The sequence below is a fragment of the Bacillus sp. sid0103 genome, assembly GCF_019219025.1.
This window is the reverse complement of the sequence record NZ_JAHUWN010000017.1, coordinates 1-24,008: the sequence shown is the minus strand read 5'-3', so window position 1 is coordinate 24,008 and position 24,008 is coordinate 1. Positions and strand designations below refer to the sequence as shown.

Sequence of the window (24,008 nt, the reverse complement as noted above, 5' to 3'; positions counted from 1 at the left end):
TAATAAGGGAAATGATTATAACAAGGAGGTGTACTAAATGAAATTAGTCGATGAATTGTATGAGATGTATAGAAATAAGTTAACCGGTGATGAAGAGGATATCGACATGCTGGCGTTTGCCTTTTTAGAAGAAATGTCACATGAGGATTTACTTGCATTAATCCAAGAAATGGATAAGCAGGAATTATACAATTTAATGGGAATTTATTTAATTGAGAGTTTAAAAGGTAAATTTGCCCAAGAAGAGTACGGCCAGCACCGCACGAATACTTATCATCCACGAAATATTCATTGATTATACATAATAGTGTAGCGACGGAAGCTCAAACAGCGGGCTTCCTTTTTTCTTTTCGCAAAAAAAACACCAATTCATGCTACAATAGAGAAAAAGGAGGCCTCCCACACAAATGTATGTAGTAGCCGTTATTTGTATTATTATCGTTATCGTTGTTCTTCTTCTAGCCGTGGGCACCACTTCTAAAGCCTACACATATAAACATACGGTAGATCCAATAGAAAATAATCCATATCTTGACCAAGAGAAGGAAGAGCATGCTGAGGACCAAAATAAATCGTAAAAAATTCCTATTCAATTAGAATAGGAATTTTTTATCATTTTGTCTAACTTCAGCGCCTAGCCCCTCGAGGTCATAAGTCAATCCCTTTCGGAAGGGAAAAGACTCCTTCCTGCAGGGCTTGACTTATGCTGGTCGGGGCTGTCCAAGGCGCTTACGCTTTTTCTATTTATGCAAAAACCTGTTTTAGATTTTCCTTGCTTTGCTCCAGCCAGAAACGCATTAAACGTTTAGCCCCTTCTAAATCATGCAGATTTGCTTGGCCGCATTGTCTTTCATTGGCAGCAGGAATTTCAATGATTTCAAGAGCATCTTTCATTGTATCTTCTAAAAGATCAATGATTTCCTCAACAGATGGTTCTCCACTAACTACTAAATAATATCCTGTTTGGCAGCCCATTGGTGAAATATCAATAATATCGAAGTGGTCATACTTCTCAGAATGCTTACGAAGATTATAAGCAAGCAAGTGCTCTAATGTATGGATGACATCCGGTTTCATCGCTTGTTTATTAGGCTGGCAAAAACGAATATCATATTTATTAACAATGCCGTCACTACCTACTTTGTGAACACCACAATGTCTCACATATGGGGCTTTAACTGCGTTATGATCTAAATCAAAGCTTTCAACAGAAGGCATCAAAATCACTCCTTTTTTTATCTACCCTAATCATACAATAAATTCCGAGTTTTTTCATCTACTTACTTACATATAATTAACATTTTAGACGTTGTTATTGAATTATGGTATGTTGTAGGTAATTGCACAAAAGGAGTGACACTTATGGTAAAAAAAATCTTCCTTGCTGTTATTCGTTTTTATCAAGTTGCTATCTCACCAATTAAACCACCGACCTGCCGCTTTTATCCAACCTGTTCGCATTATGGGATGGAAGCAATTCAACGGTTCGGTGCCTTGAAAGGCGGCTGGCTTACGCTTAAAAGAATCTCAAAATGCCATCCGTTCCATCCAGGAGGCTTAGATCCTGTCCCAGAAAAGGACAACCGTTAATTCTTATAACCATCGACCACAAGATCCAGTTTACCTGTCTTAGGATCGATAACCAAGCCATGAACAGGGATATCCTTTGACATTAACGGATGGTTTTTAATAATTTCTACACTGTGTACTACACTATCGGTTACATTATCAAACCCATGAAGCCACTTTTTAATATCAATTCCGGAATAGGTAAGCGTATCGAACGTTTCTGCTGATATTCCCCGCTCCTTCATACTTTCAATTACTGGTTCTGCCTTAAGACCGCTCATACCGCAATCATGATGAGCTATTACTAAAACTTCTTGAGCCTTTAATTGATACAGGGCAATTAATATGCTTCTCATCACACTTCCAAACGGGTGTGAAACCAGAGCGCCAGCATCTTTAATTATTTTTGCATCCCCATTTCCCAAGTTCAAAGCCTTTGGCAATAATTCCAGCAGTCTTGTATCCATACATGTTAGAATCACCATTCGTTTATTAGGGAATTTAGTTGTTTCATACTTTTCATATTCTCTGTTTTCCACAAAGTTTTCATTAAATGTTAGGATTTCATTTAATAATGTTGAGTTGTTCATGACCATCATCCTTCCTTTGTTTCTATCTAAGCATACCTAATATTTGATTATGAAACAAAATTTTATACTTGCTTTTGAGGAAAATTTTTTGTAAGATACAAATGGAAATCGGAATCGTTCCGTATTATGTAGTTATTATTTTTCAGAATTCCAAAAAAATTTCAATAATAAATCGTAATAAATCTGATTTATAAACATATGAAGGAGTCTCTATGAAAAAAATTATTTGTTTCCTTTCTTTTCTGTTACCATTAAGTCTTCTATTGTCGGCATGTTCAAATGGTAATGAACAAGTACAAAAAAAGAAGGACCAGTTAACCATATTTACCACAGTATTTCCACTTCAATATTTTACTTCACAAATTGGTGGAAAATATGTAAATGTTAAAACCATCTATCCACCTGGGGCAGATGAACATACTTTTGAACCATCCCAAAAGGATATGATGAATCTCGCTGATTCAGACTTATTTTTTTACATTGGGCTTGGGCTTGAAGGGTTTGTAGAAAAATCGAAAGAAACATTAAAAAATGAACATGTAGAGTTGGTGCCAACGGCTGAGGACATTAACCTTCCAAAATCAACTAATGAAGAGGAAGAACATCATGACCACAAGTCTGACGTCAATCCACATGTATGGCTTGATCCTATCTATTCAAAAGAAATGGCATCTGTTATTCGTGATTCATTAATTAAACAGATGCCGCAATACAAAGAACAATTCAATAACAATTTTCAAAAACTTTCCCTTAAACTAGATGAACTTAATAAGAATTATGAGCAGACGCTTACACATGCAAAACATAAAAAGATCATCGTAACACATGCAGCGTTCGGTTATTGGGAAAAGCGGTATGGAATTGAACAAATTAGCGTATCAGGCCTATCGACTGCCAATGAACCGACCCAAAAGGAATTAGAGAACATAATCTCCATTGCAGAACAGGAAGGATTACACTATATGCTATTCGAACAAAATGTCCAATCGAAACTTGGAAAAATCGTTCAAAAAGAAATTGGGGCTAGAGCTTTACCAATCCATAATCTAGCTATTTTATCAAAAGAAAATATTAAAAACAAAGAAACCTATTTTTCATTAATGAATCAAAATCTTGAAGCATTAAAAACAGCTTTAAACAACTAAAAAAGAACCAGGCCCTTGTCCTGATTCTTTTTTTTGTAAGGATCTGTCTACATAATTACTAAAGGCTATTTTCGCATAGATTGTTGTTTTCGTATAAGTTCATCAACCCGTATAACTAGATGCTTCGTGGCATCTTTTCGTAAAAACATTTGCGAAAATTGCCTAGAAACTTAGTAATTGACACTTATTAAGCTCCAAAAGCAACAAAGTGTACGAAAAGAGCCTTACTAAAATACAATTGTTTCTTTCCATTGCGAAACTTCCTGAAGTCTTTTCTCATTAATCTGGTAACCGATTCCTGGGCCCGAAGGTACGGTTACAAAACCGTTTTGAACGCTAACTACCGGCGTAATAATATCATCTTCCCAAAAACGATTTGAAGAAGAAATGTCACCTGGGATTGAAAATCCTGGTAAGGAAGCGAGCGAAATATTATGGGCACGGGATATTCCAAATTCGATCATCCCCCCACACCAAACGGGGATACCCTTTTCAAAACAGTAGTCATGAATTCGCTTTGCTTCATATAATCCGCCAACCTTGCCCACTTTAATATTAATGACCTTACAACTTCCGAACTCAATTGCTTTACGGGCATCATCATAGCTGTTAATACTTTCATCCAAGCAAATCGGAGTTTTGATTTCCTTTTGCAGCAAAGCGTGCTCAAGAATATCATCATATCCAAGCGGCTGCTCTATCATTAGCAGATTAAAGTCATCTAGAGCTTTTATCCGCTCTATATCCTTTAACGAATAGGCAGAATTGGCATCAGCCATTATCGGCAGGTCTGGGTAAGAACGGCGAATTTCTGCAAGAAAGGCATAGTCTAGTTTTGGACTAATTTTAACTTTAATACGCTGATACCCTTCTATAAGATATTGGTCAATCTGCCGGATTGCTTTTGTTGTAGAGTCTGTTGCCACCACCACACCTGCTGCAACAGCCGAGCGTGTACCTCCAAGGACTCTTGACAAGGGCTGTGCCTCGCTCTTCGCATATAAATCCCATAGTGCGGTTTCTAAAGCGGCTTTAGCCATATTGTTCCTTCGTAACGAACTAAACAGAGTCGACGCCTGCGCAGGATGATCGATCGGATTTTTTTGAAGTAGTGGAATTAAAAAATCCGTTAACATATGTAAACAGGTTTTAACCGTTTCTTCGGTGTACCACGGAGTGGAAAAAGCAACGCCCTCACCATAGCCGGAAATTCCGTCTGAATTGGTTATTTTAATAATGATCCCTTCACGTACTGTAACAGCACCTAAATGGGTCAGAAACGGATCCTTTAAGGGCATTTCCATGACATGTAACTCAATTGACCTTATCTTCATCATTGGTCCTGCCATCCTTTATCCACTCCCGCAGCTCCCTGCGAAGCAATTTTTTCGAGGCATTTCGAGGCAGTTCCTTCGTAAAATAAAAAGCTTTCGGTACTTTATATTTGGCGACCTGCTGTTTGCAAAATTGCACCAGCTCTGTCACAGAAAGATCTGTTCCCTCTCGCTTCACAATAAAAGCTACCGGTACTTGCCCCCACTCTAGATCTTCTTTATGTGTTACTCCTGCCTCGCTAACATCAGGATGAGCCAGCAATGCGGCTTCTATTTCTGCAGGGTAAATATTCTCTCCACCTGAAATGATTAAGTCCGAACGCCGGTCGAGGACATATAAGAAGCCTGCTTCGTCTAGATAACCAATATCACCTGTGTAAAACCAGCCATTGTTAAACTTTTCCTTTGAAACTTCGGGACGAAATAAATACCCTGAGGTAACATTGGGTCCTTTAATGACAATTTCACCCGGAACACCTGCTGGAGCCACATTTCCATCCTCCATGACAATCTGAATTTGTGAAGGAAACAATGGCTTCCCAGCAGAACCCAGCCTTGTTAAACTATATTCTGGTGCAAGAGTTACGATTTGCGAGGAAGATTCGGTCATACCATATGTTTGATATACAGGGATCTCTCTTTCGACACATGCTTGGAGTAATGGCAATGGTGCGGGTCCACCTCCAAGCAGCATACAACGGAAATGATTTGGAAGGCGCCGTTCTTGAAGGGCTTCAACGATTCTTGTCAGCGTTGTTGCCACAACCGACATGATGGTGACCCCTTTTTCATGGATATCGGTAATGGTCTTTTCCACATCAAAGTGATCATGAAGAACCATCGGCATGCCATAAATAACACTACGCATTAAAATTGAATATCCGCTAATATGGAACAGTGGAACGGTACAAAGCCAGCAGTCGCTATCAATAAATCCTAAGTTTAATGCTGAACCAACCGAACTCCACCAGTGATTTCCATAAGTTTGGATGACACCCTTGGGATTACCTGTTGTTCCTGATGTATACATAATGGTACATATATCAGAAAGCGATATTTCTTCAATGATATTCGGATCGTTTGTGACGCTGAAAAATATATCGTCTTTTGTTAAGGTTTTTAGCGATGGAATACGTTTATTTATGATATCTTTTGTTTCATTAAAAGAATTATCAAGGATTAATGCAACTGCCATTGAATCGTTAAGTTGCCAGGCAAGTTCCGATGGAGAGAGACGGTTATTCAGTATCACGGATCTCACTCCTAATAACTGAAGGGCAAATAATATAACAACTGTATCAAGATTATTTTTTAATAAAACCCCGACATAATGGTCTTTTTGAACACCTAATCCTTGTAACTTCCCTGCAACCTGATATGAACGTTGATAGAGTTGTTCAAAGGTTACTACTTGTTCCTGAAAATAAACGGCAGGTCGATCAGGAGTTAGAAACGCTCTTTTCTTCAAAAAATTAGGCATCATTTCGTTCTGCATACCGGTTCACCTTTCTTAATCTTTCTAGCCAAGACTGCTTGATGATGATTTCCGCTCCAATCAATAAAGTTATAAAATCAAACATTGCCCTTTATTACAGCCTTTATTAAAAACAGCCTGATGGGAACCATCAAGCTGCGAAAAAATAACTATCAAGGAAAACGAGGGAATTTACCAAAATCAGGCTGACGTTTTTCTTTAAAGGAATCGCGCCCTTCTTTTGCTTCATCTGTTGTATAGTAAAGCAGGGTTGCATCTCCAGCAAATTGCTGCAATCCAGCTAAACCATCTGTATCTGCATTCATTGCCGCTTTTAAGAAACGTAAGGCTGTTGGACTCTTCTCTAGGATTTCATTACACCATTGAATGGTTTCCTCTTCTACTCTTTCAAGTGGAACAACCGTATTAATTAAGCCCATATCAAGTGCTTCTTGGGCGTTATATTGACGGCATAGGTACCAAATTTCACGAGCTTTTTTATGACCAACAATTCTTGCAAGGTAGCCAGAGCCGTAACCTGCGTCAAAACTACCAACCTTCGGACCAGTTTGTCCAAAAACAGCGTTATCAGCCGCAATCGTTAAGTCACAAACAATATGTAGAACGTGACCTCCGCCAATCGCATACCCTTTGACCATGGCGATAACTGGTTTTGGAATTACTCTGATAAGGCGTTGTAGGTCAAGAACATTTAGTCGAGGAATCTGATCTTCCCCCACATAACCTCCATGTCCCCGAACTTTTTGGTCTCCACCTGAGCAAAAAGCTTTATCCCCTGCACCTGTTAAGACAATAACCCCTATACTTGAATCATCGCGTGCATAAGCAAATGCGTCAATCAGTTCAGAAACAGTTCTTGGTGTAAATGCATTATGTACATGTGGACGATTAATGGTAATTTTAGCAATACCATTGTATGATTCATATAAAATTTCTTCATATTTGCGTCCTGCAATCCATTCTACTGTCAAAATGATTTCCTCCTTTATTTATTTTCTTTCGACAAAAAGTCACTTACTATTGTACCAAACTTTTCAGGTTCTTCCACATGAATTGCATGTCCGATGTCTTCAATAACTACCCAAGAGCTATTTTTCAGCTCCTTCATCATACGTTCCGCAATATGACAAAACTTATGATCCTCTGCACCTGTTAACAGCAATACTTCACAGGATAGTTCACCTAATTTCCCCCACCAAGAAGGTTGGGAACCAGTTCCCATCCCCAGCAAACTGTTGGCAAGGCCCGTTGGGGAATTATTTAATCGCTGTTCTCTTATCTTTTGCTGGGATTCCAGAGGGAGACGCTTCAAGGTTGAAAAAAGAGAAATCTCTTCCCAATAATCTACGAATGCGGTTATCCCCTTTGCATTAATAAAATGAGCAAGTTCGGCATCTTTCATACGGCGTTGTTGTCTTTCGTCCTCTGTTGCCAGTCCTGGTGTACTACTTTCCAGTATTAATTTTCGGACCCGCTCAGGGAATAGATGGGAAAAGGTTAAGGCAAGTCGGCCACCCATTGAATATCCTAGTAGATCTACTTGCTCGAACCCCATTTGATCCAGTATACCTTTTAAATCTGAAGCTGCTGCCTTGATTTCATATCTGCTTACATCATCAGGAGAGTCCGTTTTCCCATGGCCAATGATGTCAGGGATAATCAACTTGGTGAGTTTTCCCATGCATTCATGGAAAGGAGCCCAAGTGGTAGAGTCCCCCGTAAAACCATGTAACAAAATGAGTGGGACTAACCCGTCACCATATACTTCGACATGATAATGAATCCCGTCGATGAAAATATCCATTTATTGTTCACCTTTGACAAAGTTCGATATTTCCTGGGAAACATATCCCCAAAATTCGCGATGTTCATCACGATTCATCTCTCTGTTGGTGACAAGTTCATATACATTTATCCCAGTGGAACTTTTCGCTTTCATCATTTCTGACCCGAAATGATCCCAATCCTTGATTTTGGTGAAATTACCATGAAACATCTTAACCGCATACTCAAATTCAATACCAAGTGGAGTGCCAAACAAAAGTTCAAAGTTTTTCGGATGTTCTGATTGAGGGAGGAACGAGAAGATTCCGCCTCCATTATTGTTAATAAGAATAATATTAATAGTAATGTTATACAGTTTTGCTGCGATCAAACCATTTAAGTCATGAAAAAAAGTTAAATCTCCTAGGATAAGATATAAGGACTCCGAGTTTAAAGCAGCACCTATGGCAGTCGAAACCGTACCATCGATGCCGTTGGCTCCCCTGTTCGCCATTACATTGATGGACTTCTTATTGTTGACAAAAAAACTATCTAAGTCACGGATTGGCATACTATTCCCAACAAAAAGCGTAGCACCTTCAGGAAGCATTTCTGCTAATTGATAGAACAACCTGCCTTCACTTAATTCTGTTATATCCCTTAGTCGTGTCATTTGTTCTTTTGTTAGTTGATTAACCTTTTTCCAGTCCGTAAGAAAATCGGAAGAGGAAATCTCATCCGTAAATGTTAGTATCTTTTCGCAGAATAATGATTCATTACAGAAGATCATATTGGTTGATAACGAGGCCGGGTCGCGCCAACCTCCACCGCCATCAACAACATACTGCTCTACCCATCCATTTTCTTTTAAGAATATCGATAAAGCTTTAGAAATTGGCATTGCTCCAAATCGTAAAACAACATCGGGCTTTAGGAAGGTTTTTGCGTCATTGTTCCTTAAAAAGGTATCATAGGTTTCAATGATATTTTCAAGGCTATGGGTCCCACTTCTCAATTGTGACAACGGGTCAGCGATAATTGGGAATTTTAATTTTTCTGCTAAACGTGTCACAACCTCAGGAAAGCCATGATCTACAATATTCCCACATATAATTATTCCACGCTTTGTTTTTGACAGGTTTTCGGCAATTTCTTGAAATTGTTTTTCTTCAATTGTTAAATCCCCATTATGTACCTTTACGTATCCGTTTGGACGTTCAGGAAGCTGGAAGAGTTCATCATCCAGCTTAGGTATAAGTGGTTCCCTAAAAGGAAAATTCAAATGAACAGGTCCTGAAGGGGCATTTGTGGCAATCGCAACCGCTCGCGCACATACAGTTCGAGCATATCGGATCATATCATCACTGTTTTCTGGCAAAGCCATTTCGGAGAACCATTTGACATGCTTTCCATATAAATGAATTTGATCGATTGCCTGAGGTGCCCCTACTTCTCTAAGTTCATGTGGCCGATCTGCTGTTAACACAATTAAGGGAACCCGCGCATAACGTGCTTCAACAATCGCAGGAAAATAGTTCGCAGCCGCTGTACCAGAAGTACATAGGATCGCAACAGGCTTATTCAATGATTTGGCAATTCCTAATGCAAAGAAAGCTGCAGACCGTTCATCCACATGAATATGGACATTAAGTTCAGGATGTTCTGCCATTATCATCGCCATAGGAGTTGACCTTGAACCTGGGCTGACAACGACGTCGGTTACTCCCGCAAAAATAAGCTCTGATACAATCGCCGCTATATAGGCTGTTAAAGATTTTTGATGATTCATATTAATTTCCTCCAAGGGCTCGGAGCATGGGTTTAAATTTCAAACTTGTCTCCAAATATTCACTTTCTGAGTCAGAATCTGCAACAACGCCACATCCTGCAAACAACGAAACTTCATTCCCTTGAATAAGACCGGAGCGAATGGAAACAGCAAATTCACCATTTTTTCTGTAATCAACCCAGCCCAATGGAGCAGCGTAAAAACCCCGATCCAGTTCTTCTACTTCCCTAATTTTCACAACTGCTTCTTCCTTTGGCAGTCCGCCAAGTGCTGGTGTTGGATGCAATCGTTCCACCAATAACATCAAAGATGCATCCTTATGGCATTTTCCGATAACAGGTGTATAAAGGTGTTGAATATCTCTTATCTTCATAAGTTGTGGCTTGTCAGGAAGAATAATTTCCTCGCAAGATTCCTCTAATGCTTCTTTGATCATTTCAACAACAAACCCATGCTCGATGAGGTTTTTTTGATCATTTAATAACATCTGACCTAATCTTCGATCTTCCTCTTCTGTATTTCCACGAGAGATAGAGCCGGCAAGACATGTAGAATAAACTTCATTTCCTTGTTTTTTCACCAGTCTTTCTGGAGATGCACCAATAAAACAATCTCCATTTGATTCAAAGGCAAAAATAAAGCTTTCATGTTGCTGCCTATATAAATTATTTAGTACTCCCTCGGCCTCAACCTGGTCATCAAATACCAGCCTCAACTCACGGGCTAGGACGACCTTTTTTAAGGTACCTTCTGTTAAATCCTTCACAACTTCATCGACAGTTTTTTTCCACTTCTCTGGGCCAATTTCTTTCATTTTCAGAAGTCCAGCAGATTTAATCTGTTCATTTTCTTCTAGAGATTGTAATATCTCATTTCTTTCTTCGTTGATTTTCTTAAACAGGTACGGATCCTCTTGGGGAGTACAAACCGTATTTGTGGTTAAATACGTTTTTCCATCAATGATACTCAATAAATATTTCGGTAGATGGAACAACGAATCCGTGTATTTCGACCAAAGGTCTGTTTTATCTTTGCAGGGGTCAAACGAAAAGCCCCCGAACAAGACTGGGCCTACACCAATTTCTGTATATGGATTAAAAATAAGGCAGTCCTCTAAAAATTTCTCCCATTCCTTTTCAACATGAAAAAAGCGGTCAGAAGCCTGATCCAACTGAATTTGTTTAGAAATCCCAAGCCCAATAAGTACTGTTTCATCAGTTGGGTCCTTCCAGAAGAATCGTTCCCCGCGATAGTATTCTTTTCCTATATTAAAAAATGATAATGGGTTAATGGTGTCCATTTTATGAACTTCACTAAATAAAATGGGGCGGCCTAGTTCTTTCGCGCGATTGACAGCCAAAAGACCTCGTTCCATTATTTCCAATTCTTGAATGGTAATCAAACAAATCCCTCCAAAACAGCCGAAATGACTGTTATCCATTCATAATTCATGCAAATTTTAACATACTCTTTCATTGTAAAGAAGTAAGTAATACTTGTCACTAGCAAACCCTTCATACCCTATTATATATTAAGATTTCAATTAATTGATAAAAACAGCTTTCTCATTAAATTTTCATTATTATCATTTTTCCTCGAACCTTCCAATAATAATCAAACAGGTATAATCTTCTAGATTTGATAGGAAAAATTCATTGACACTATTCTTTGAATTACATACACTTAGTTTTGGGCATGGCCCATTTATTAATTAAACCTAGCCTTTTAAATAGAGAGAAATAACTATAAAGGGAGAGAACTATATGCAACCAAATATACAGAAAAGTTCTGAACCTGTAGTTGAATCAAACCGCGGCTTTCAAGTTTGGTGGCAAATGACACGTCCACATACACTAACAGCCGCATTTGTACCAGTTCTGCTCGGTACTGCACTTTCCCTTAAGCATGGAAACATTCATTTTGGATTATTTTTTGCTATGCTTATTGCGAGTTTATTGATTCAAGCTGCAACCAATATGTTTAATGAATATTTCGATTTCAAACGGGGGCTGGATACTGCTCAGTCAGTTGGAATTGGCGGTACAATCGTTCGTGATGGAATTAAACCTAAAACAGTCCTAAATCTTGCTTTTGGTTTTTATGGAATTGCCTTATTATTAGGGATCTATATTTGCGCCAATAGCAGCTGGTGGTTAGCGGTTGTGGGTTTAATTTGTATGGCTGTGGGGTATTTTTATACTGGAGGTCCTTTCCCAATCGCCTATACACCATTTGGTGAAATTCTTTCAGGTTTCTTTATGGGAATGCTGATTATTTTAATCTCCTTCTTTATTCAAACAGGAACAGTCAGCAGCACAAGTATTCTTGTTTCTGTTCCAAGTATGGTATTGGTTGGTATGATTATGTTATCGAATAACATCCGTGACCTGGATGGCGACAAAGAAAACGGCCGTAAAACAGTTGCTATTCTATTAGGTAAGAAAGGGGCTATTTACTTATTAATAGGAATGTTCACTTTTTCATTTCTTTGGGTTTTGGGACTTATCACTATTGGTGTTTTACCAGTTTGGGCAGCACTTGTGATTCTTAGCGCTCCAAAGGCTATTAAAGCAACTAAAGGCTTTATTGAAAACAATATTCCAATTAAAATGGCACCAGCAATGAAGGCAACTGCGCAAACAAATACCATATTTGGGTTTTTATTAGCGATTGGAATTTTCATTGGGCACTTTCTATAAAAAAAAGCTTCTGCAATTGCAGAAGCTTTTTTTTATCGGAGTGGCTTAATTTTCCAAATATCATCTGCGTATTCTTGAATCGTGCGGTCGCTTGAAAAATAGCCAGCATTGGCGATATTGCTTAAACTCATTTGCTGCCAGCGTAATCGGTCCGTGAATGCATCACCAATTGAACGTTGTATGTCAGCATATGGTGCAAAATCCTTTAAGACAAAATATTGATCATTTTCCTGAAGGAGTGAGTCAAATATCGGTTCGAATTCGTTATAGACACCTGGGAAAAAGCCGTTTACAAGTTGATCTACTGCCTGGCGAATCCGATAATCATGGTGGTAGTATTCATCGGATTGATATCCCCCGTGCTGATAGTAATGAAGAACTTCTTCAGCTGTTAATCCAAACGTGAAGATATTGTCATTACCAACTAATTCACGAATTTCGATATTGGCGCCATCTAAGGTTCCAACCGTTAATGCTCCGTTGATCATAAATTTCATATTTCCTGTTCCCGATGCTTCCTTACTAGCAGTGGAGATTTGTTCACTCACATCGGCGGCAGGGAAGATTTTCTCAGCAAGGGAAACTCGATAATTTTCAAGAAAAATCACTTTTATTTTATCGCAGATTACGGGATCATTATTAACCTTTTCAGCGACCGTATTTATTAATTTGATGATTTTTTTCGCATAATAATACCCTGGTGATGCCTTTGCTCCAAAAATAAATACTCTAGGAACGACTGGAAAACTTGGATCCTCTTTGAGTCGATTATAAAGATGCATAATATGTAAAACATTCAAAAGTTGACGTTTATACGCATGCAGGCGCTTTACTTGAACATCAAAGATGGCACCAGTATCGACCGCCGTTCCGGTCTTATCAAAAATAACCTTCGCCAGTGTTTGTTTGTTTTCATTTTTTATTTTCAACAGTTGTTCCAAAAACGAGGTATCATGTTGAAATTTAAGTAGTTCAGATAGTTCCGTAGCTCTAATTGTCCAATCGGAACCAATAGATTCTGTAATTAATGAAGATAATTTCGGATTAGCTTTTAGCAGCCAGCGCCGGTAGGCAATTCCGTTTGTTTTATTGTTAAATTTCTCAGGAAACAATTGATAAAATTGATTCATCTCTCGTTTCTTTAAAATTTCGGTATGCAGTTTTGCTACACCATTGACACTAAAACTTCCAACTATTGCTAAATGAGCCATTTTCACAAAATTATCTGCAATGATGGCTAGTCCTTTAATCCGCTCCCAATCCCCAGGAGTTTGTTCCCATAAATCGTGGCAGAATCGTTCATTGATTTCTTCTACAATCATATAAATCCTTGGAAGTAACGGTTGAAAAATATGTATCGGCCACTTCTCTAAAGCCTCAGACAATGTTGTATGATTAGTATAAGAAATCGTATGTTTGGTAATATGCCATGCCTGTTCCCAATCGTATCCTTCATCATCAATTAGTATTCTCATTAACTCTGGAATGGCTAAAACCGGGTGCGTATCATTTATGTGAATACAAATATGTTCATGAAGTTGTTGCAAACTACCGTGCTGTTTCCGATAAGTCTTTAAAATAGATTGAATACTAGCGGAAACTAAAAAGTATTGCTGTTTCAATCTTAATATCTTACCTTCATCATGGGTATCATCAGGATATAAAAACTCAGAGATCATTTCTGTTTCCCGTTTATATTTTAAGATATCCTCATGCAGGGGGAATTGAGCAGGCTCAGCATTCCAGAGTCTTAATGTATTGATTGTCTTTGACTGATAGCCTGTGACCGGCATATCGTGAGGCACAGCCGTAACAGATTCAGTATTCAGATGATGAAAAACAAGACGGCCATTTTCCATCTTCGCTTCTACCTTACCCCAAAAGGGAATTTTAATCGAGCTGTCGGTTTTACGAATTTCCCAGACATTCCCATTTTTCAACCATTGTTCCGGCAATTCGACCTGATAGCCATCCACAATCTTTTGTTCAAATAGTCCATGTTTGTAACGAATACCATGACCATGGCCTGGGAGATTTAACGATGAAAGCGAATCTAGAAAACAGGCGGCTAGTCTTCCTAAGCCGCCGTTTCCTAAGCCCGCATCTGCCTCAAATTCCTCTAATTCACCTAAATCTACTCCTAATTCGTTCAGGCCTGCTTGAACGGTTTCTTCCACACCAAGGTTAATAAGATTTTGTCTGAGTAACTTCCCCAATAAGTATTCAATGGAGAGGTAATATACCTGCTTTCCCTTTGCGGCCAGATGTTGCTCGTTTGTATTAATCCAATCAGTACTAACAAATTCACTTATCATCGTGCCAAGGGTCTGATAATGGTCCCTGGCTGAGCTTTCTGTGAAACTCTTTCCGCAAACCATCTCAAGCCTTTTTAGAAAGGTTTCCTTAAACTCGACCGTATTAGAAAACATGTGTTTCACTCCTTGCCACGATCTCAGCATATAATTGATTATAGCTATAAGCTGACTGTGCCCAGCTATAATCCATTTCCATTGCTTGTTTGACAATGGATTTCCATGAATTTGAATCATGGTAAATACTTAGTGCTCGTTTAATCGTATAGAGCATGTCATGGGCATTAAAATGTGAGAAGGAAAAGCCATTCCCTTTTCCAGTGAATTCGTTCCAAGAATGAATTGTATCATTTAAGCCGCCTGTTTCCCTAACAATCGGGATAGCCCCATATTTCATCGCAATCAGCTGACCTAGTCCGCAAGGTTCGAATTGAGATGGCATTAAAAATAAGTCCGCTGCAGCATAAAGTTTATGGGCTAGGCTTTCATTAAAGCCAGTATGCACTTTTAATTTTTCAGGATATATCCGTGCTGCCTGTCGTAAATGTTCTTCGTATTCATAATCCCCTGTGCCAAGAACAATTACCTGCAGGTCCTCCTGCAATATTTCACGAAGCACACACTTTACTAAATCAAGACCTTTTTGCCTTGTCAGCCTTGTAATCATCACTAATAAAGGGGTACGTTCTGATTGTGGTAATCCAAAGTGTTTTTGAATCTCACTTTTATTTACCGCCTTTTTCTGATGAGTATTAACGGTATAAGTTTGATAAATCAATGGATCTTTTGCTGGATTATAAAAATCCTCGTCAATCCCATTTAAGATTCCAATTAGGTCCTCTTTTCTTGCTCTTAACAGACCGTCTAATTTTTCACCATATGTCTGGGTTTGTATTTCTTCTTTATAGGTCGGACTCACTGTCGTAATTTTGTCAGCTGCAACAAGTGCCCCCTTCATATAATTAATATTTCCGAAAAACTCTAAGTGACCGGAATGAAAAGAATTATAATCCATTCCTAACAAATCTCCTAATACCTCTTTCGGAAAAATCCCTTGGAATTGTAGGTTATGAATGGTAAACACTGTCCGCATGAGACCGTACCCTTTTCGTTTATAATATTCAGTCCGTAAAAGGTAAGGAATCATCGCGGTATGCCAATCATGGCAATGCAGTACATCCGGAAAAAAGTCAAGCTGTTCCAGAGTCTCTAAAACAGCTCGATTAAAATAGGCAAATCTTTCCCCATCATCAAAATATCCATATAAATTTTCCCGTTTAAAATAGTATTCATTATCGATAAAATAGAAGGTTACTCCTTGATATGTGAGTTCTTCTATCCCGCAATATTGATTTCTCCAGCCTACAGAAACAGTGAAGTCTTTAACCTTTTTCATTTCACTTTTAAATTCTTCTGCAATGGTTCCGTACTTGGGCAGAATAACCCTAACATCCGTTCCCAAGCTTTTTAATTCTTTGGGAAGGGACCCCGCAACATCGGCAAGGCCTCCCGATTTTGCAAATGGTCCACATTCCGAAACAGCAAATAATACTTTCACGAGTTCATCAACGCTCCTTGTTTGGTTCCTTTACGAATCACAAATGGTGATTGTGCTGTGCCCGTTAATTGCGTTCCTGCCTCTACTTTAACATCTTTATCTAAAATTACGGAGTCTAGATAACAATTTTCTTCAATCTGGCACTTTTGCATAATGATACAGTTCTTAATAACTGCTCCTTTGCCAATTTTCACCCCACGTGAAATGATACTGTTTTCTACTGTTCCGTTAATGATACAGCCATTGGCTATCATGGCATTTTTTACCTCTGATCCCTTTGCATACTTCGTCGGTGGTTCATCCTTAACTTTAGTAAAGATTGGCTGCTCTTTTGGAAATAGTTCTTTCCAAACATCAGACTTTAATAAATTCATACTAGTAGAAAAATAGTTCTCGATTGTATCTATCATCACGGCATAGCCTTCATAGTCATAGTGGCAAACAGAATAAAGGTCCTGAAGGTCATTAGCTACATCCCTCATACAGGTATACCCCGTTTCATTCCGCGTTTCAATTAACTTAATAAGCAGGGATGTCTTGATCAAGTACATCTCCATTGAACCTCCATCCTTGTGATGGATTTCAGTGATGTCACAACCAGAGCGACTATGCCAATCTAGGATTGGTCTAAAGTTCATGTTGAACACTGTATAACAATTGGAGATGATTGCATACTCTTGTGTACTTCGATAAAAAAAGTCTAAATTTGCAGCAAAATGCTCAAATGAGCCGATTTTATTTCCGTCGTTATCGACAATCGGTGATGGGAAAAAGAAAAGGCCATCACGCTTTCGGTTTAAATCCCAATTCTTACCGGAACCCAAGTGGTCCATTAACGAACGATATTGCATTTTCGGGAAAATAGCCACACTGCGAATACCTGAATTCACCATATTCGATAATACAAAATCAATGATGCGGTAACGCCCCGCAAACGGCAGGGCAGCAAGTGAGCGATGTGTTAATAAATCTTCTAAATCATCATGGTATGTTGTGGCGTCAATTACACCTAAAAGCTTTCTTTTCAATCAAAGTCCCTCCTATATTTTATTAAGGCTCTTTTCGTAAACTTTGTTGCTTTTGGAGCTAAAATATGGGTCATTTCACTAAGTTTCTAGGTAATTTTCGCATCTGTTCCTACGAAAAGTTGCCACGAAGCATCTAGTTATACAGGTTGATGAGCTTATACGAAACACAATATTCTATGCGAAATTAGCCTTTATTAAAAAGCAGGATAAAGCCCGCTTAGCATTTCATTCGTAACTAGAATAATCTCGTCATCAAATGAGCGAATCACAGTCCCGTCAGGCACTTTTACATCACTAGGAACAATCGCTCTCTCGATCAAACAATTATCACCAATAATGGAATCAGGCATAATAACCGACTCTTTAATAATCGAACCTTTTCCGACCGTTACCCCTTGAAAGAGGACAGATTTGTCAACTTCCCCTTCAACTGTACACCCTTCATTAATCAGTGATTCTTTTACGATTGCATCCGAGGAAATAAATTGCGGCGGCTGGTTTGGATTAACGGAATAAATCCTCCATCCTTGATCAAATAAATCTAAATCACAATCTTCACTTAACAAATCCATGTTAGCTTCCCAAAGACTTGTAACCGTTCCAACATCTTTCCAATATCCTTTAAATGGATAGGCAAACAACTTCTTATTCTCCTCTAAAAGCAATGGGATAACATCTTTCCCAAAGTCATGACTAGAATCAGGATTTCGGTCGTCCATTTCTAAATATTCTTTAAGTATATTCCAGCTAAAAATATAGATGCCCATCGAAGCAAGATTATTTTTTGGATTGGCTGGCTTTTCATCAAACTCAACAATTCGCATATCTTCAGTTGTATTCATAATTCCAAATCGGCTAGCTTCTACCCATGGAACTTCAATTAAGGAGATGGTTACATCTGCCCTTTTTTCAATATGGTATTCTAGCATACTTTCATAATTCATTTTGTATATATGGTCACCTGACAAAATAAGAACATATTCAGGCTGGTATTGTTTGAGGTAATTTAGGTTTTGATAAATGGCACTTGCCGTCCCTGTATACCACTTTACTTCAGACGATTCAGCATATGGTGGTAAAACAGTTACCCCTCCATCCTTCCGATCAAGGTCCCAAGCACTGCCTATCCCAATATAGGAATTTAGTAATAATGGTTGGTATTGTGTTAATACCCCAACTGTATCAATGTTAGAATTTGCACAATTACTTAACGGAAAATCAATGATACGATATTTCCCCCCAAAAGGAACGGCAGGTTTCGCTAAATCCTTCGTCAGCGAATTAAGCCTACTACCCTTTCCTCCTGCTAATAACATGGCTACGCACTTTTTCTTTACCATTTCCTTTTCGCTCCTTTCGCTTTTTAACCGGTCTAATGATTTGAAATCCAAACGCTGGAATAGATATATTGATTGAATTTGGCAGGCCATGGAATGGCTCTTCTGCTGCTATAATTGTTTTTTTATTTACAAACCCCGCCCCGCCGTATTCTTCATGATCACTATTGATAATTTCGCGGTATTCGCCATTTTTAGGAACACCGATTTTATAGTCAGGGTAATTAACCCCTGTAAAATTACAAATAACTACTAACGTGTCATCTTCCTTTTTCCCTTTTCTTATAAATGAGAAAATAGATTGTTGACTATTATTTGCATCTATCCATTGGAATCCGTCATGCAAATAATCGAGCTCATAGAGTGCCTTAGAACGCTTATAGACCTTAGTTAAGAACTTAACAAAGTCATTTAATTTTTGATGCATTTCGTAGTCCAATAAGTTCCAGTCCAGTTGCTCTTTATCCTTCCATTCAGCAAACTGGCCTAACTCAAAGCCCATAAAAAGAAGTTTTTTGCCTGGATGGGCAAACATATAACCTAACAAAAGCCTTAGTTGCGCAAACTTTTCCCAATAATCACCTGGCATCTTATCCAGTAATGACTTTTTCCCATGAACCACTTCATCATGAGAAAACGGAAGCATAAAGTTTTCTAAAAAGGCATATAAAAATGAAAAAGTTACTTTAGAATGAACATGAGACCTACCAAACGGTGGAGTTTCCATATACTCCAACATGTCATTCATCCAGCCCATATTCCATTTATAATCAAAACCGAGGCCACCGTAACTAACTGGTGTTGTCACATTAGGAAATTCGGTTGAGTCTTCCCCAATCATGAGGAAATGTGGATCATACTCATGAACTTGACTATTTAACTTTTTCAAAAAGTTAATTCCAAATGGATTTTCTCGCCTTTCGTTTGAGTCGTTGGGCCAGTATATGATATTAGCCACTGCGTCCATTCGAAAACCATCAATATGGAAATAATCAATCCAAAATAGGGCGTTAGAGATGAGGAAACTTTGTACCTCACCTTTTCCAAGATCAAAGTTTGCTGTCCCCCATACAGCATTTTCTCGATCACTTTCTGTGGTATAAGAATAGATGTGCGTTCCATCAAATCGGTAAAGACCATGTGAGTCCTTACAAAAATGACCTGGCACCCAATCAAGAATGACTCCTATACCATGTTGATGCAATTGATCTACAAACTCTCTAAATTCATCTGGCGTCCCGTACCTAGATGTCACTGAAAAGTAACCAGTTCCCTGATAGCCCCACGAGGCGTCCAGTGGGTGCTCAACAAGCGGTAATAACTCAACATGTGTAAATCCATGTTCGAGTATGTATGGAATCAGCTCATCTGCCAATTCTTTATAGGTTAAGTAATCACCATTTTCTTTCTTTTTCCATGATCCCAGGTGTATTTCATAAATAATCGCGGGCTCTGAAAGCAAGGATTTTTTCCCGCGTCGATTCATCCATTGATTGTCTTGCCATTCATAATTCTTTAACGAATACACAACAGATGCTGTATTAGGTCTTATTTCAGAATAAAAAGCAAACGGATCAGATTTTAGCAGCCTCTCACCTGATTGTGAGAAAATTTCATATTTATAAAGCTTCCCTGTTAGATCCTTATCAGTAATCAGGATCCATACTCCTTCATCGTTAACTTTTTGCAGTTCATACCCTTCACCATTCCAGTTATTAAAATCCCCCGCGAGCCTTACCTGCAGTGCATTAGGGGCCCAAACGCAAAATCGTGTATAAACCTTATCGGAATTCTTCAAGATATGAGCGCCAAAAAGCTGATGACTTTGATAAAAATTTCCTTCGTGAAATAAATGTAACTGATAATCAGTCGGAAAAAACGTATTCACTGTCATGGCTCTCCTCATCCCCAATGAAAATATGTATTTCAAAATCCAATTATAAGTGCAATTTATCAATAATCCTCATAAAACTTTTTTATCTTTTCTGACAATAAACGATGCGTAGTGTCATAAAAGACTATAATTCGACAATTAACGACACCATTCATCAATAATTCTATCAATATTCGCCAAAAATATATAAAAAATTTTCAGTTTTTTTAATTATTTTGCCCAAAAAAGTTATTTGATTTTCAATAAATGCGGAGTTCAAAGGAAAGGAAAATTGCGGAAATGTAAGCGTTATCAATGTTTCTTAATGGATAATACAGGAAAAATAATTATTTAAATATAATATTGTTCGTGAAATGTCATCAGTTTTTCGGTAAGGGGTTGGGGACATTCAAAGGGGATTTTTTGGTTAATCCTCAGTGCTAAAGAAGCTTTAATAATACTCGGCTGCAATCTTTATTAAGCAAAAGGCTGTGTTAATGATGCCTGTTGTTTTCCGCCGCTCTAGGCGCTTCGCTTTCCGCGGGCGGTACGGGAAGCCTCCTCGGCGCTAAAGCGCCTGCAGGGGTCTCCCCTGGCTCCTACCTCCGCAGGAGTCTCACGCCTTCCGCTCCAATCAACTTGTTACAAAATAACACTGATCTTTAACACATCCAAACAAAAAAGAATACAAAAAAACTGATAACAAAGTTGTTATCAGTTTTTTTGTATGACCCCTACGGGACTCGAACCCGTGTTACCTCCGTGAAAGGGAGGTGTCTTAACCGCTTGACCAAGGGGCCTTGGTATGGCGGAGAAGGAGGGATTTGAACCCTCGCGCCGGTTACCCGACCTACACCCTTAGCAGGGGCGCCTCTTCAGCCACTTGAGTACTTCCCCGTTTGGCTCCGCAGGTAGGACTCGAACCTACGACCGATCGGTTAACAGCCGATAGCTCTACCACTGAGCTACTGCGGAACAATATGGTGGGCCTAAATGGACTCGAACCATCGACCTCACGCTTATCAGGCGTGCGCTCTAACCAGCTGAGCTATAGGCCCATATTGGAGCGGGTGATGGGAATCGAACCCACTACATCAGCTTGGAAGGCTGAGGTTTTACCAGTAAACTACACCCGCATATAAGTAATTTATTATGGGGCGACTGATGGGAATCGAACCCACGAATGCCTGAACCACAATCAGGTGCGTTAACCACTTCGCCACAATCGCCACAATAAAAATTTTCTTTAATTAAAAATGGTGGCTCAGGACGGAATCGAACCGCCGACACAAGGATTTTCAGTCCTTTGCTCTACCGACTGAGCTACTGAGCCAAAATTAGGATAGTACCCTAATCTTATATTACTGTAAGTCCTTTGCTCAAAAGAACTTTCGTTCTTTCTCGCAGATTGCCTCAGAAGCATATTCAATGAAGTGAGCAATCTGCTCTACCGACTGAGCTACTGAGCCAACTACGGTCTGGACGGGACTCGAACCCGCGACCTCCTGCGTGACAGGCAGGCATTCTAACCAACTGAACTACCAGACCAATTGCGGGGACAGGATTTGAACCTGCGACCTTCGGGTTATGAGCCCGACGAGCTACCAGACTGCTCCACCCCGCGACGATAATAAAACCAAGATATTTTATTCATGACCTAAGTTGCATGAACTGTATCAATCTCAGTAAGCTTATGCAAGCAGCAACTCGATTGATACAACTCGCAGATTATTCATAGAAGCAATGCTAGTTGCTCCACCCCGCGACAATAATAATAAAATAATGGAGGAGGAAGAGGGATTCGAACCCCCGCGCGGTATGACCCGCCTGTCGGTTTTCAAGACCGATCCCTTCAGCCAAACTTGGGTATTCCTCCAAAATAAATATGAAACTAATGGTGGACCTTGTAGGACTCGAACCTACGACCGGACGGTTATGAGCCGTCTGCTCTAACCAGCTGAGCTAAAGGTCCAAGTTAAGATATTCAAACAATATTTGGTAGCGGCGGAGGGGATCGAACCCCCGACCTTACGGGTATGAACCGTACGCTCTAGCCAGCTGAGCTACACCGCCATAATATTATTTTAAAATTATTGGTGGAGTCTAGGGGGATCGAACCCCTGACCTCCTGCGTGCAAAGCAGGCGCTCTCCCAGCTGAGCTAAGACCCCATATATTATTAGAAGTATGGTCGGGAAGACAGGATTCGAACCTGCGACCCCTTGGTCCCAAACCAAGTGCTCTACCAAGCTGAGCTACTTCCCGTTAAAGTGCGCCCTGAGAGATTCGAACTCCCGACCTTTTGATTCGTAGTCAAACACTCTATCCAGCTGAGCTAAGGGCGCATATGAATTTAATTAACTTAAATGGTGCCGAGGACCGGAATCGAACCGGTACGGTAGTCACCTACCGCAGGATTTTAAGTCCTGTGCGTCTGCCAGTTCCGCCACCCCGGCATGTAGAGAGCGGAAGACGGGATTCGAACCCGCGACCCCCACCTTGGCAAGGTGGTGTTCTACCACTGAACTACTTCCGCATATAAAATTAAATGGTGCGGGTGAAGGGAGTCGAACCCCCACGCCTTGCGGCGCCAGATCCTAAGTCTGGTGCGTCTGCCAATTCCGCCACACCCGCATATTAATTTTAAATGGTGAGCCATGAAGGACTCGAACCTTCGACCCTCTGATTAAAAGTCAGATGCTCTACCAACTGAGCTAATGGCTCATCGTAAGATGATTCTCTAATCTTTTATTAGCGTAAGTCAGATGCTCAAAAGAACTTACGTTCTTTCTCGCAGATTGCCCGCAGAAGCTCCTTCAATGAAGTACGCAATCTGCTCTACCAACTGAGCTAATGGCTCATATAAAAGGTGCCGGCTAGAGGACTTGAACCCCCAACCTACTGATTACAAGTCAGTTGCTCTACCAATTGAGCTAAACCGGCATATAGGTAAATATGGTGGAGGATGACGGGATCGAACCGCCGACCCTCTGCTTGTAAGGCAGATGCTCTCCCAGCTGAGCTAATCCTCCATATTTACAGCCTGGCAACGTCCTACTCTCACAGGGACGCATGTCCCAACTACCATCGGCGCTGAGAAGCTTAACTTCCGTGTTCGGTATGGGAACGGGTGTGACCTTCTCGCCATAATTGCCAGACCATATATTCGACACTATTTTATTATAATGTCTTTTTTATATTTTTCAAGAGGAAAATTAATTTTTTTTCATTCCCTCAAAACTAGATAATGCAGAAGAAGTTTGTAAACTCAAATTTGCCTTAAAAATGGTTAAGTCCTCGAACGATTAGTATCAGTCAGCTCCACATGTTACCACGCTTCCACCTCTGACCTATCAACCTGATCATCTTTCAGGGTTCTTACTAGCTTGCGCTATGGGAAATCTCATCTTGAGGGGGGCTTCATGCTTAGATGCTTTCAGCACTTATCCCGTCCGCACATAGCTACCCAGCGATGCTCTTGGCAGAACAACTGGTACACCAGCGGTGCGTCCATCC

18 protein-coding genes, 21 tRNA genes and 2 rRNA genes are annotated in these 24,008 nt (G+C 39.6%); 5 read left to right on the top strand and 36 right to left on the bottom strand.

Translation table 11 applies throughout. From position 1 onward, the window contains the following. Positions 1-37: 37 nt before the first annotated feature. Together KW850_RS18740 and ytzI are read left to right on the top strand one after the other, a co-directional pair. Positions 38-295, top strand: a complete 258-nt coding sequence (locus KW850_RS18740; protein WP_066258317.1) for a DUF6154 family protein — start codon at positions 38-40, stop codon at positions 293-295. 112 nt (positions 296-407) lie between these two features. Next, entirely contained in the window at positions 408-578 is a 171-nt protein-coding gene (gene ytzI / locus KW850_RS18735; RefSeq protein ID WP_218349293.1) for a YtzI protein, read from the top strand. Between the two features lie 166 nt (positions 579-744). Here the strand turns inward: ytzI and KW850_RS18730 are convergent, their stop codons facing one another. Beyond that, positions 745-1,218, bottom strand: a complete 474-nt coding sequence (locus KW850_RS18730; RefSeq protein WP_218349292.1) for an S-ribosylhomocysteine lyase — start codon at positions 1,216-1,218, stop codon at positions 745-747. A 144-nt stretch (positions 1,219-1,362) separates the two neighbouring features. Between KW850_RS18730 and yidD the strand changes: the two genes are divergently transcribed. Next, positions 1,363-1,590 carry a membrane protein insertion efficiency factor YidD gene (gene yidD, locus KW850_RS18725; protein WP_218349291.1) on the top strand — a complete coding sequence of 76 codons (228 nt, stop codon included), beginning with the start codon at positions 1,363-1,365 and terminating at the stop codon, positions 1,588-1,590. Here yidD and KW850_RS18720 read toward each other — a convergent pair. Then, positions 1,587-2,159, bottom strand: coding sequence for a beta-class carbonic anhydrase (locus KW850_RS18720; protein ID WP_218349290.1), 573 nt, complete (start codon positions 2,157-2,159; stop codon positions 1,587-1,589). The two genes, yidD and KW850_RS18720, sit on opposite strands and share 4 nt — an antisense overlap. 212 nt (positions 2,160-2,371) lie before the next feature. Here KW850_RS18720 and KW850_RS18715 point away from each other — a divergent pair, with 212 nt between their 5' ends. Further along, on the top strand, positions 2,372-3,304 hold the full coding sequence (locus KW850_RS18715) for a metal ABC transporter solute-binding protein, Zn/Mn family (RefSeq protein ID WP_218349289.1): 933 nt from the start codon (positions 2,372-2,374) through the stop codon (positions 3,302-3,304). A 227-nt stretch (positions 3,305-3,531) separates the two neighbouring features. Here the strand turns inward: KW850_RS18715 and menC are convergent, their stop codons facing one another. The 6 genes from menC to KW850_RS18685 form a co-directional block, all read right to left on the bottom strand. Beyond that, the gene (menC, locus tag KW850_RS18710; RefSeq protein WP_218349403.1) at positions 3,532-4,638 is read right to left on the bottom strand and encodes an o-succinylbenzoate synthase; all 1,107 of its coding nucleotides are present in this window, start codon (positions 4,636-4,638) and stop codon (positions 3,532-3,534) included. Next, positions 4,619-6,133 carry an o-succinylbenzoate--CoA ligase gene (locus tag KW850_RS18705; RefSeq protein ID WP_218349288.1) on the bottom strand — a complete coding sequence of 505 codons (1,515 nt, stop codon included), beginning with the start codon at positions 6,131-6,133 and terminating at the stop codon, positions 4,619-4,621. Before KW850_RS18705 ends, menC begins: the two co-directional genes overlap by 20 nt. A gap of 152 nt (positions 6,134-6,285) precedes the next feature. Further along, complete coding sequence (menB, locus tag KW850_RS18700; RefSeq protein WP_218349287.1) at positions 6,286-7,104, bottom strand: 1,4-dihydroxy-2-naphthoyl-CoA synthase; 819 nt, start codon at positions 7,102-7,104, stop codon at positions 6,286-6,288. Between the two features lie 14 nt (positions 7,105-7,118). Then, positions 7,119-7,937, bottom strand: coding sequence for a 2-succinyl-6-hydroxy-2,4-cyclohexadiene-1-carboxylate synthase (menH, locus tag KW850_RS18695; protein ID WP_218349286.1), 819 nt, complete (start codon positions 7,935-7,937; stop codon positions 7,119-7,121). Continuing rightward, positions 7,938-9,686 carry a 2-succinyl-5-enolpyruvyl-6-hydroxy-3-cyclohexene-1-carboxylic-acid synthase gene (menD, locus tag KW850_RS18690; RefSeq protein ID WP_218349285.1) on the bottom strand — a complete coding sequence of 583 codons (1,749 nt, stop codon included), beginning with the start codon at positions 9,684-9,686 and terminating at the stop codon, positions 7,938-7,940. A gap of 1 nt (position 9,687) precedes the next feature. After that, complete coding sequence (locus KW850_RS18685) at positions 9,688-11,088, bottom strand: isochorismate synthase (protein ID WP_218349284.1); 1,401 nt, start codon at positions 11,086-11,088, stop codon at positions 9,688-9,690. Between the two features lie 361 nt (positions 11,089-11,449). Between KW850_RS18685 and KW850_RS18680 the strand changes: the two genes are divergently transcribed. Further along, positions 11,450-12,385: a 1,4-dihydroxy-2-naphthoate polyprenyltransferase gene (locus KW850_RS18680; RefSeq protein ID WP_218349283.1), complete on the top strand. Its 936-nt coding sequence runs from the start codon at positions 11,450-11,452 to the stop codon at positions 12,383-12,385. Between the two features lie 32 nt (positions 12,386-12,417). On the opposite strand, the gene KW850_RS18675 is transcribed toward KW850_RS18680, so the two are convergent. From KW850_RS18675 to KW850_RS18540, 28 genes are all read right to left on the bottom strand, one after another. After that, the gene (locus KW850_RS18675) at positions 12,418-14,814 is read right to left on the bottom strand and encodes a glycogen/starch/alpha-glucan phosphorylase (protein ID WP_218349282.1); all 2,397 of its coding nucleotides are present in this window, start codon (positions 14,812-14,814) and stop codon (positions 12,418-12,420) included. Beyond that, positions 14,804-16,255: a glycogen synthase GlgA gene (glgA, locus tag KW850_RS18670; RefSeq protein ID WP_218349281.1), complete on the bottom strand. Its 1,452-nt coding sequence runs from the start codon at positions 16,253-16,255 to the stop codon at positions 14,804-14,806. The genes KW850_RS18675 and glgA overlap by 11 nt, the downstream gene beginning before the upstream one ends. Further along, positions 16,252-17,283: a GlgC family sugar phosphate nucleotidyltransferase gene (locus tag KW850_RS18665; protein WP_218349280.1), complete on the bottom strand. Its 1,032-nt coding sequence runs from the start codon at positions 17,281-17,283 to the stop codon at positions 16,252-16,254. Before KW850_RS18665 ends, glgA begins: the two co-directional genes overlap by 4 nt. Before the next feature lie 194 nt (positions 17,284-17,477). Continuing rightward, positions 17,478-18,623, bottom strand: a complete 1,146-nt coding sequence (locus KW850_RS18660) for a glucose-1-phosphate adenylyltransferase (protein ID WP_218349279.1) — start codon at positions 18,621-18,623, stop codon at positions 17,478-17,480. After that, on the bottom strand, positions 18,574-20,514 hold the full coding sequence (gene glgB, locus KW850_RS18655; RefSeq protein WP_218349278.1) for a 1,4-alpha-glucan branching protein GlgB: 1,941 nt from the start codon (positions 20,512-20,514) through the stop codon (positions 18,574-18,576). Before glgB ends, KW850_RS18660 begins: the two co-directional genes overlap by 50 nt. A 707-nt stretch (positions 20,515-21,221) precedes the next feature. Continuing rightward, positions 21,222-21,293, bottom strand: a tRNA-Glu gene (locus tag KW850_RS18650). Between the two features lie 6 nt (positions 21,294-21,299). Then, positions 21,300-21,390, bottom strand: a tRNA-Ser gene (locus KW850_RS18645). 3 nt (positions 21,391-21,393) lie between these two features. Next, a tRNA-Asn gene (locus tag KW850_RS18640) sits at positions 21,394-21,468 on the bottom strand. Positions 21,469-21,474: 6 nt separating this feature from the next. Further along, positions 21,475-21,551 (bottom strand) — tRNA-Ile (locus KW850_RS18635). Positions 21,552-21,555: 4 nt separating this feature from the next. After that, positions 21,556-21,629, bottom strand: a tRNA-Gly gene (locus KW850_RS18630). A gap of 17 nt (positions 21,630-21,646) precedes the next feature. Then, positions 21,647-21,722: transfer RNA gene (locus KW850_RS18625), tRNA-His, on the bottom strand. 28 nt (positions 21,723-21,750) lie between these two features. After that, a tRNA-Phe gene (locus tag KW850_RS18620) sits at positions 21,751-21,826 on the bottom strand. Between the two features lie 141 nt (positions 21,827-21,967). Further along, positions 21,968-22,041 (bottom strand) — tRNA-Asp (locus KW850_RS18615). 2 nt (positions 22,042-22,043) lie between these two features. Continuing rightward, positions 22,044-22,117: transfer RNA gene (locus KW850_RS18610), tRNA-Met, on the bottom strand. 159 nt (positions 22,118-22,276) lie between these two features. Beyond that, a tRNA-Ser gene (locus KW850_RS18605) sits at positions 22,277-22,369 on the bottom strand. A 19-nt stretch (positions 22,370-22,388) separates the two neighbouring features. Next, a tRNA-Ile gene (locus KW850_RS18600) sits at positions 22,389-22,465 on the bottom strand. A 24-nt stretch (positions 22,466-22,489) separates the two neighbouring features. Beyond that, positions 22,490-22,566: transfer RNA gene (locus KW850_RS18595), tRNA-Met, on the bottom strand. A gap of 21 nt (positions 22,567-22,587) precedes the next feature. Then, positions 22,588-22,663: transfer RNA gene (locus KW850_RS18590), tRNA-Ala, on the bottom strand. 17 nt (positions 22,664-22,680) lie between these two features. Further along, a tRNA-Pro gene (locus KW850_RS18585) sits at positions 22,681-22,757 on the bottom strand. A 6-nt stretch (positions 22,758-22,763) separates the two neighbouring features. Beyond that, a tRNA-Arg gene (locus tag KW850_RS18580) sits at positions 22,764-22,837 on the bottom strand. Between the two features lie 22 nt (positions 22,838-22,859). After that, positions 22,860-22,948: transfer RNA gene (locus KW850_RS18575), tRNA-Leu, on the bottom strand. 8 nt (positions 22,949-22,956) lie between these two features. After that, positions 22,957-23,028: transfer RNA gene (locus tag KW850_RS18570), tRNA-Gly, on the bottom strand. 13 nt (positions 23,029-23,041) lie between these two features. After that, positions 23,042-23,126: transfer RNA gene (locus tag KW850_RS18565), tRNA-Leu, on the bottom strand. A 14-nt stretch (positions 23,127-23,140) separates the two neighbouring features. Continuing rightward, a tRNA-Lys gene (locus tag KW850_RS18560) sits at positions 23,141-23,216 on the bottom strand. A gap of 146 nt (positions 23,217-23,362) precedes the next feature. Then, a tRNA-Thr gene (locus KW850_RS18555) sits at positions 23,363-23,435 on the bottom strand. 13 nt (positions 23,436-23,448) lie between these two features. Then, positions 23,449-23,524, bottom strand: a tRNA-Val gene (locus tag KW850_RS18550). A 9-nt stretch (positions 23,525-23,533) separates the two neighbouring features. Next, positions 23,534-23,650, bottom strand: a 5S ribosomal RNA gene (gene rrf / locus KW850_RS18545). Between the two features lie 127 nt (positions 23,651-23,777). Further along, a 23S ribosomal RNA gene (locus KW850_RS18540) occupies positions 23,778-24,008 on the bottom strand; the annotation flags it as partial.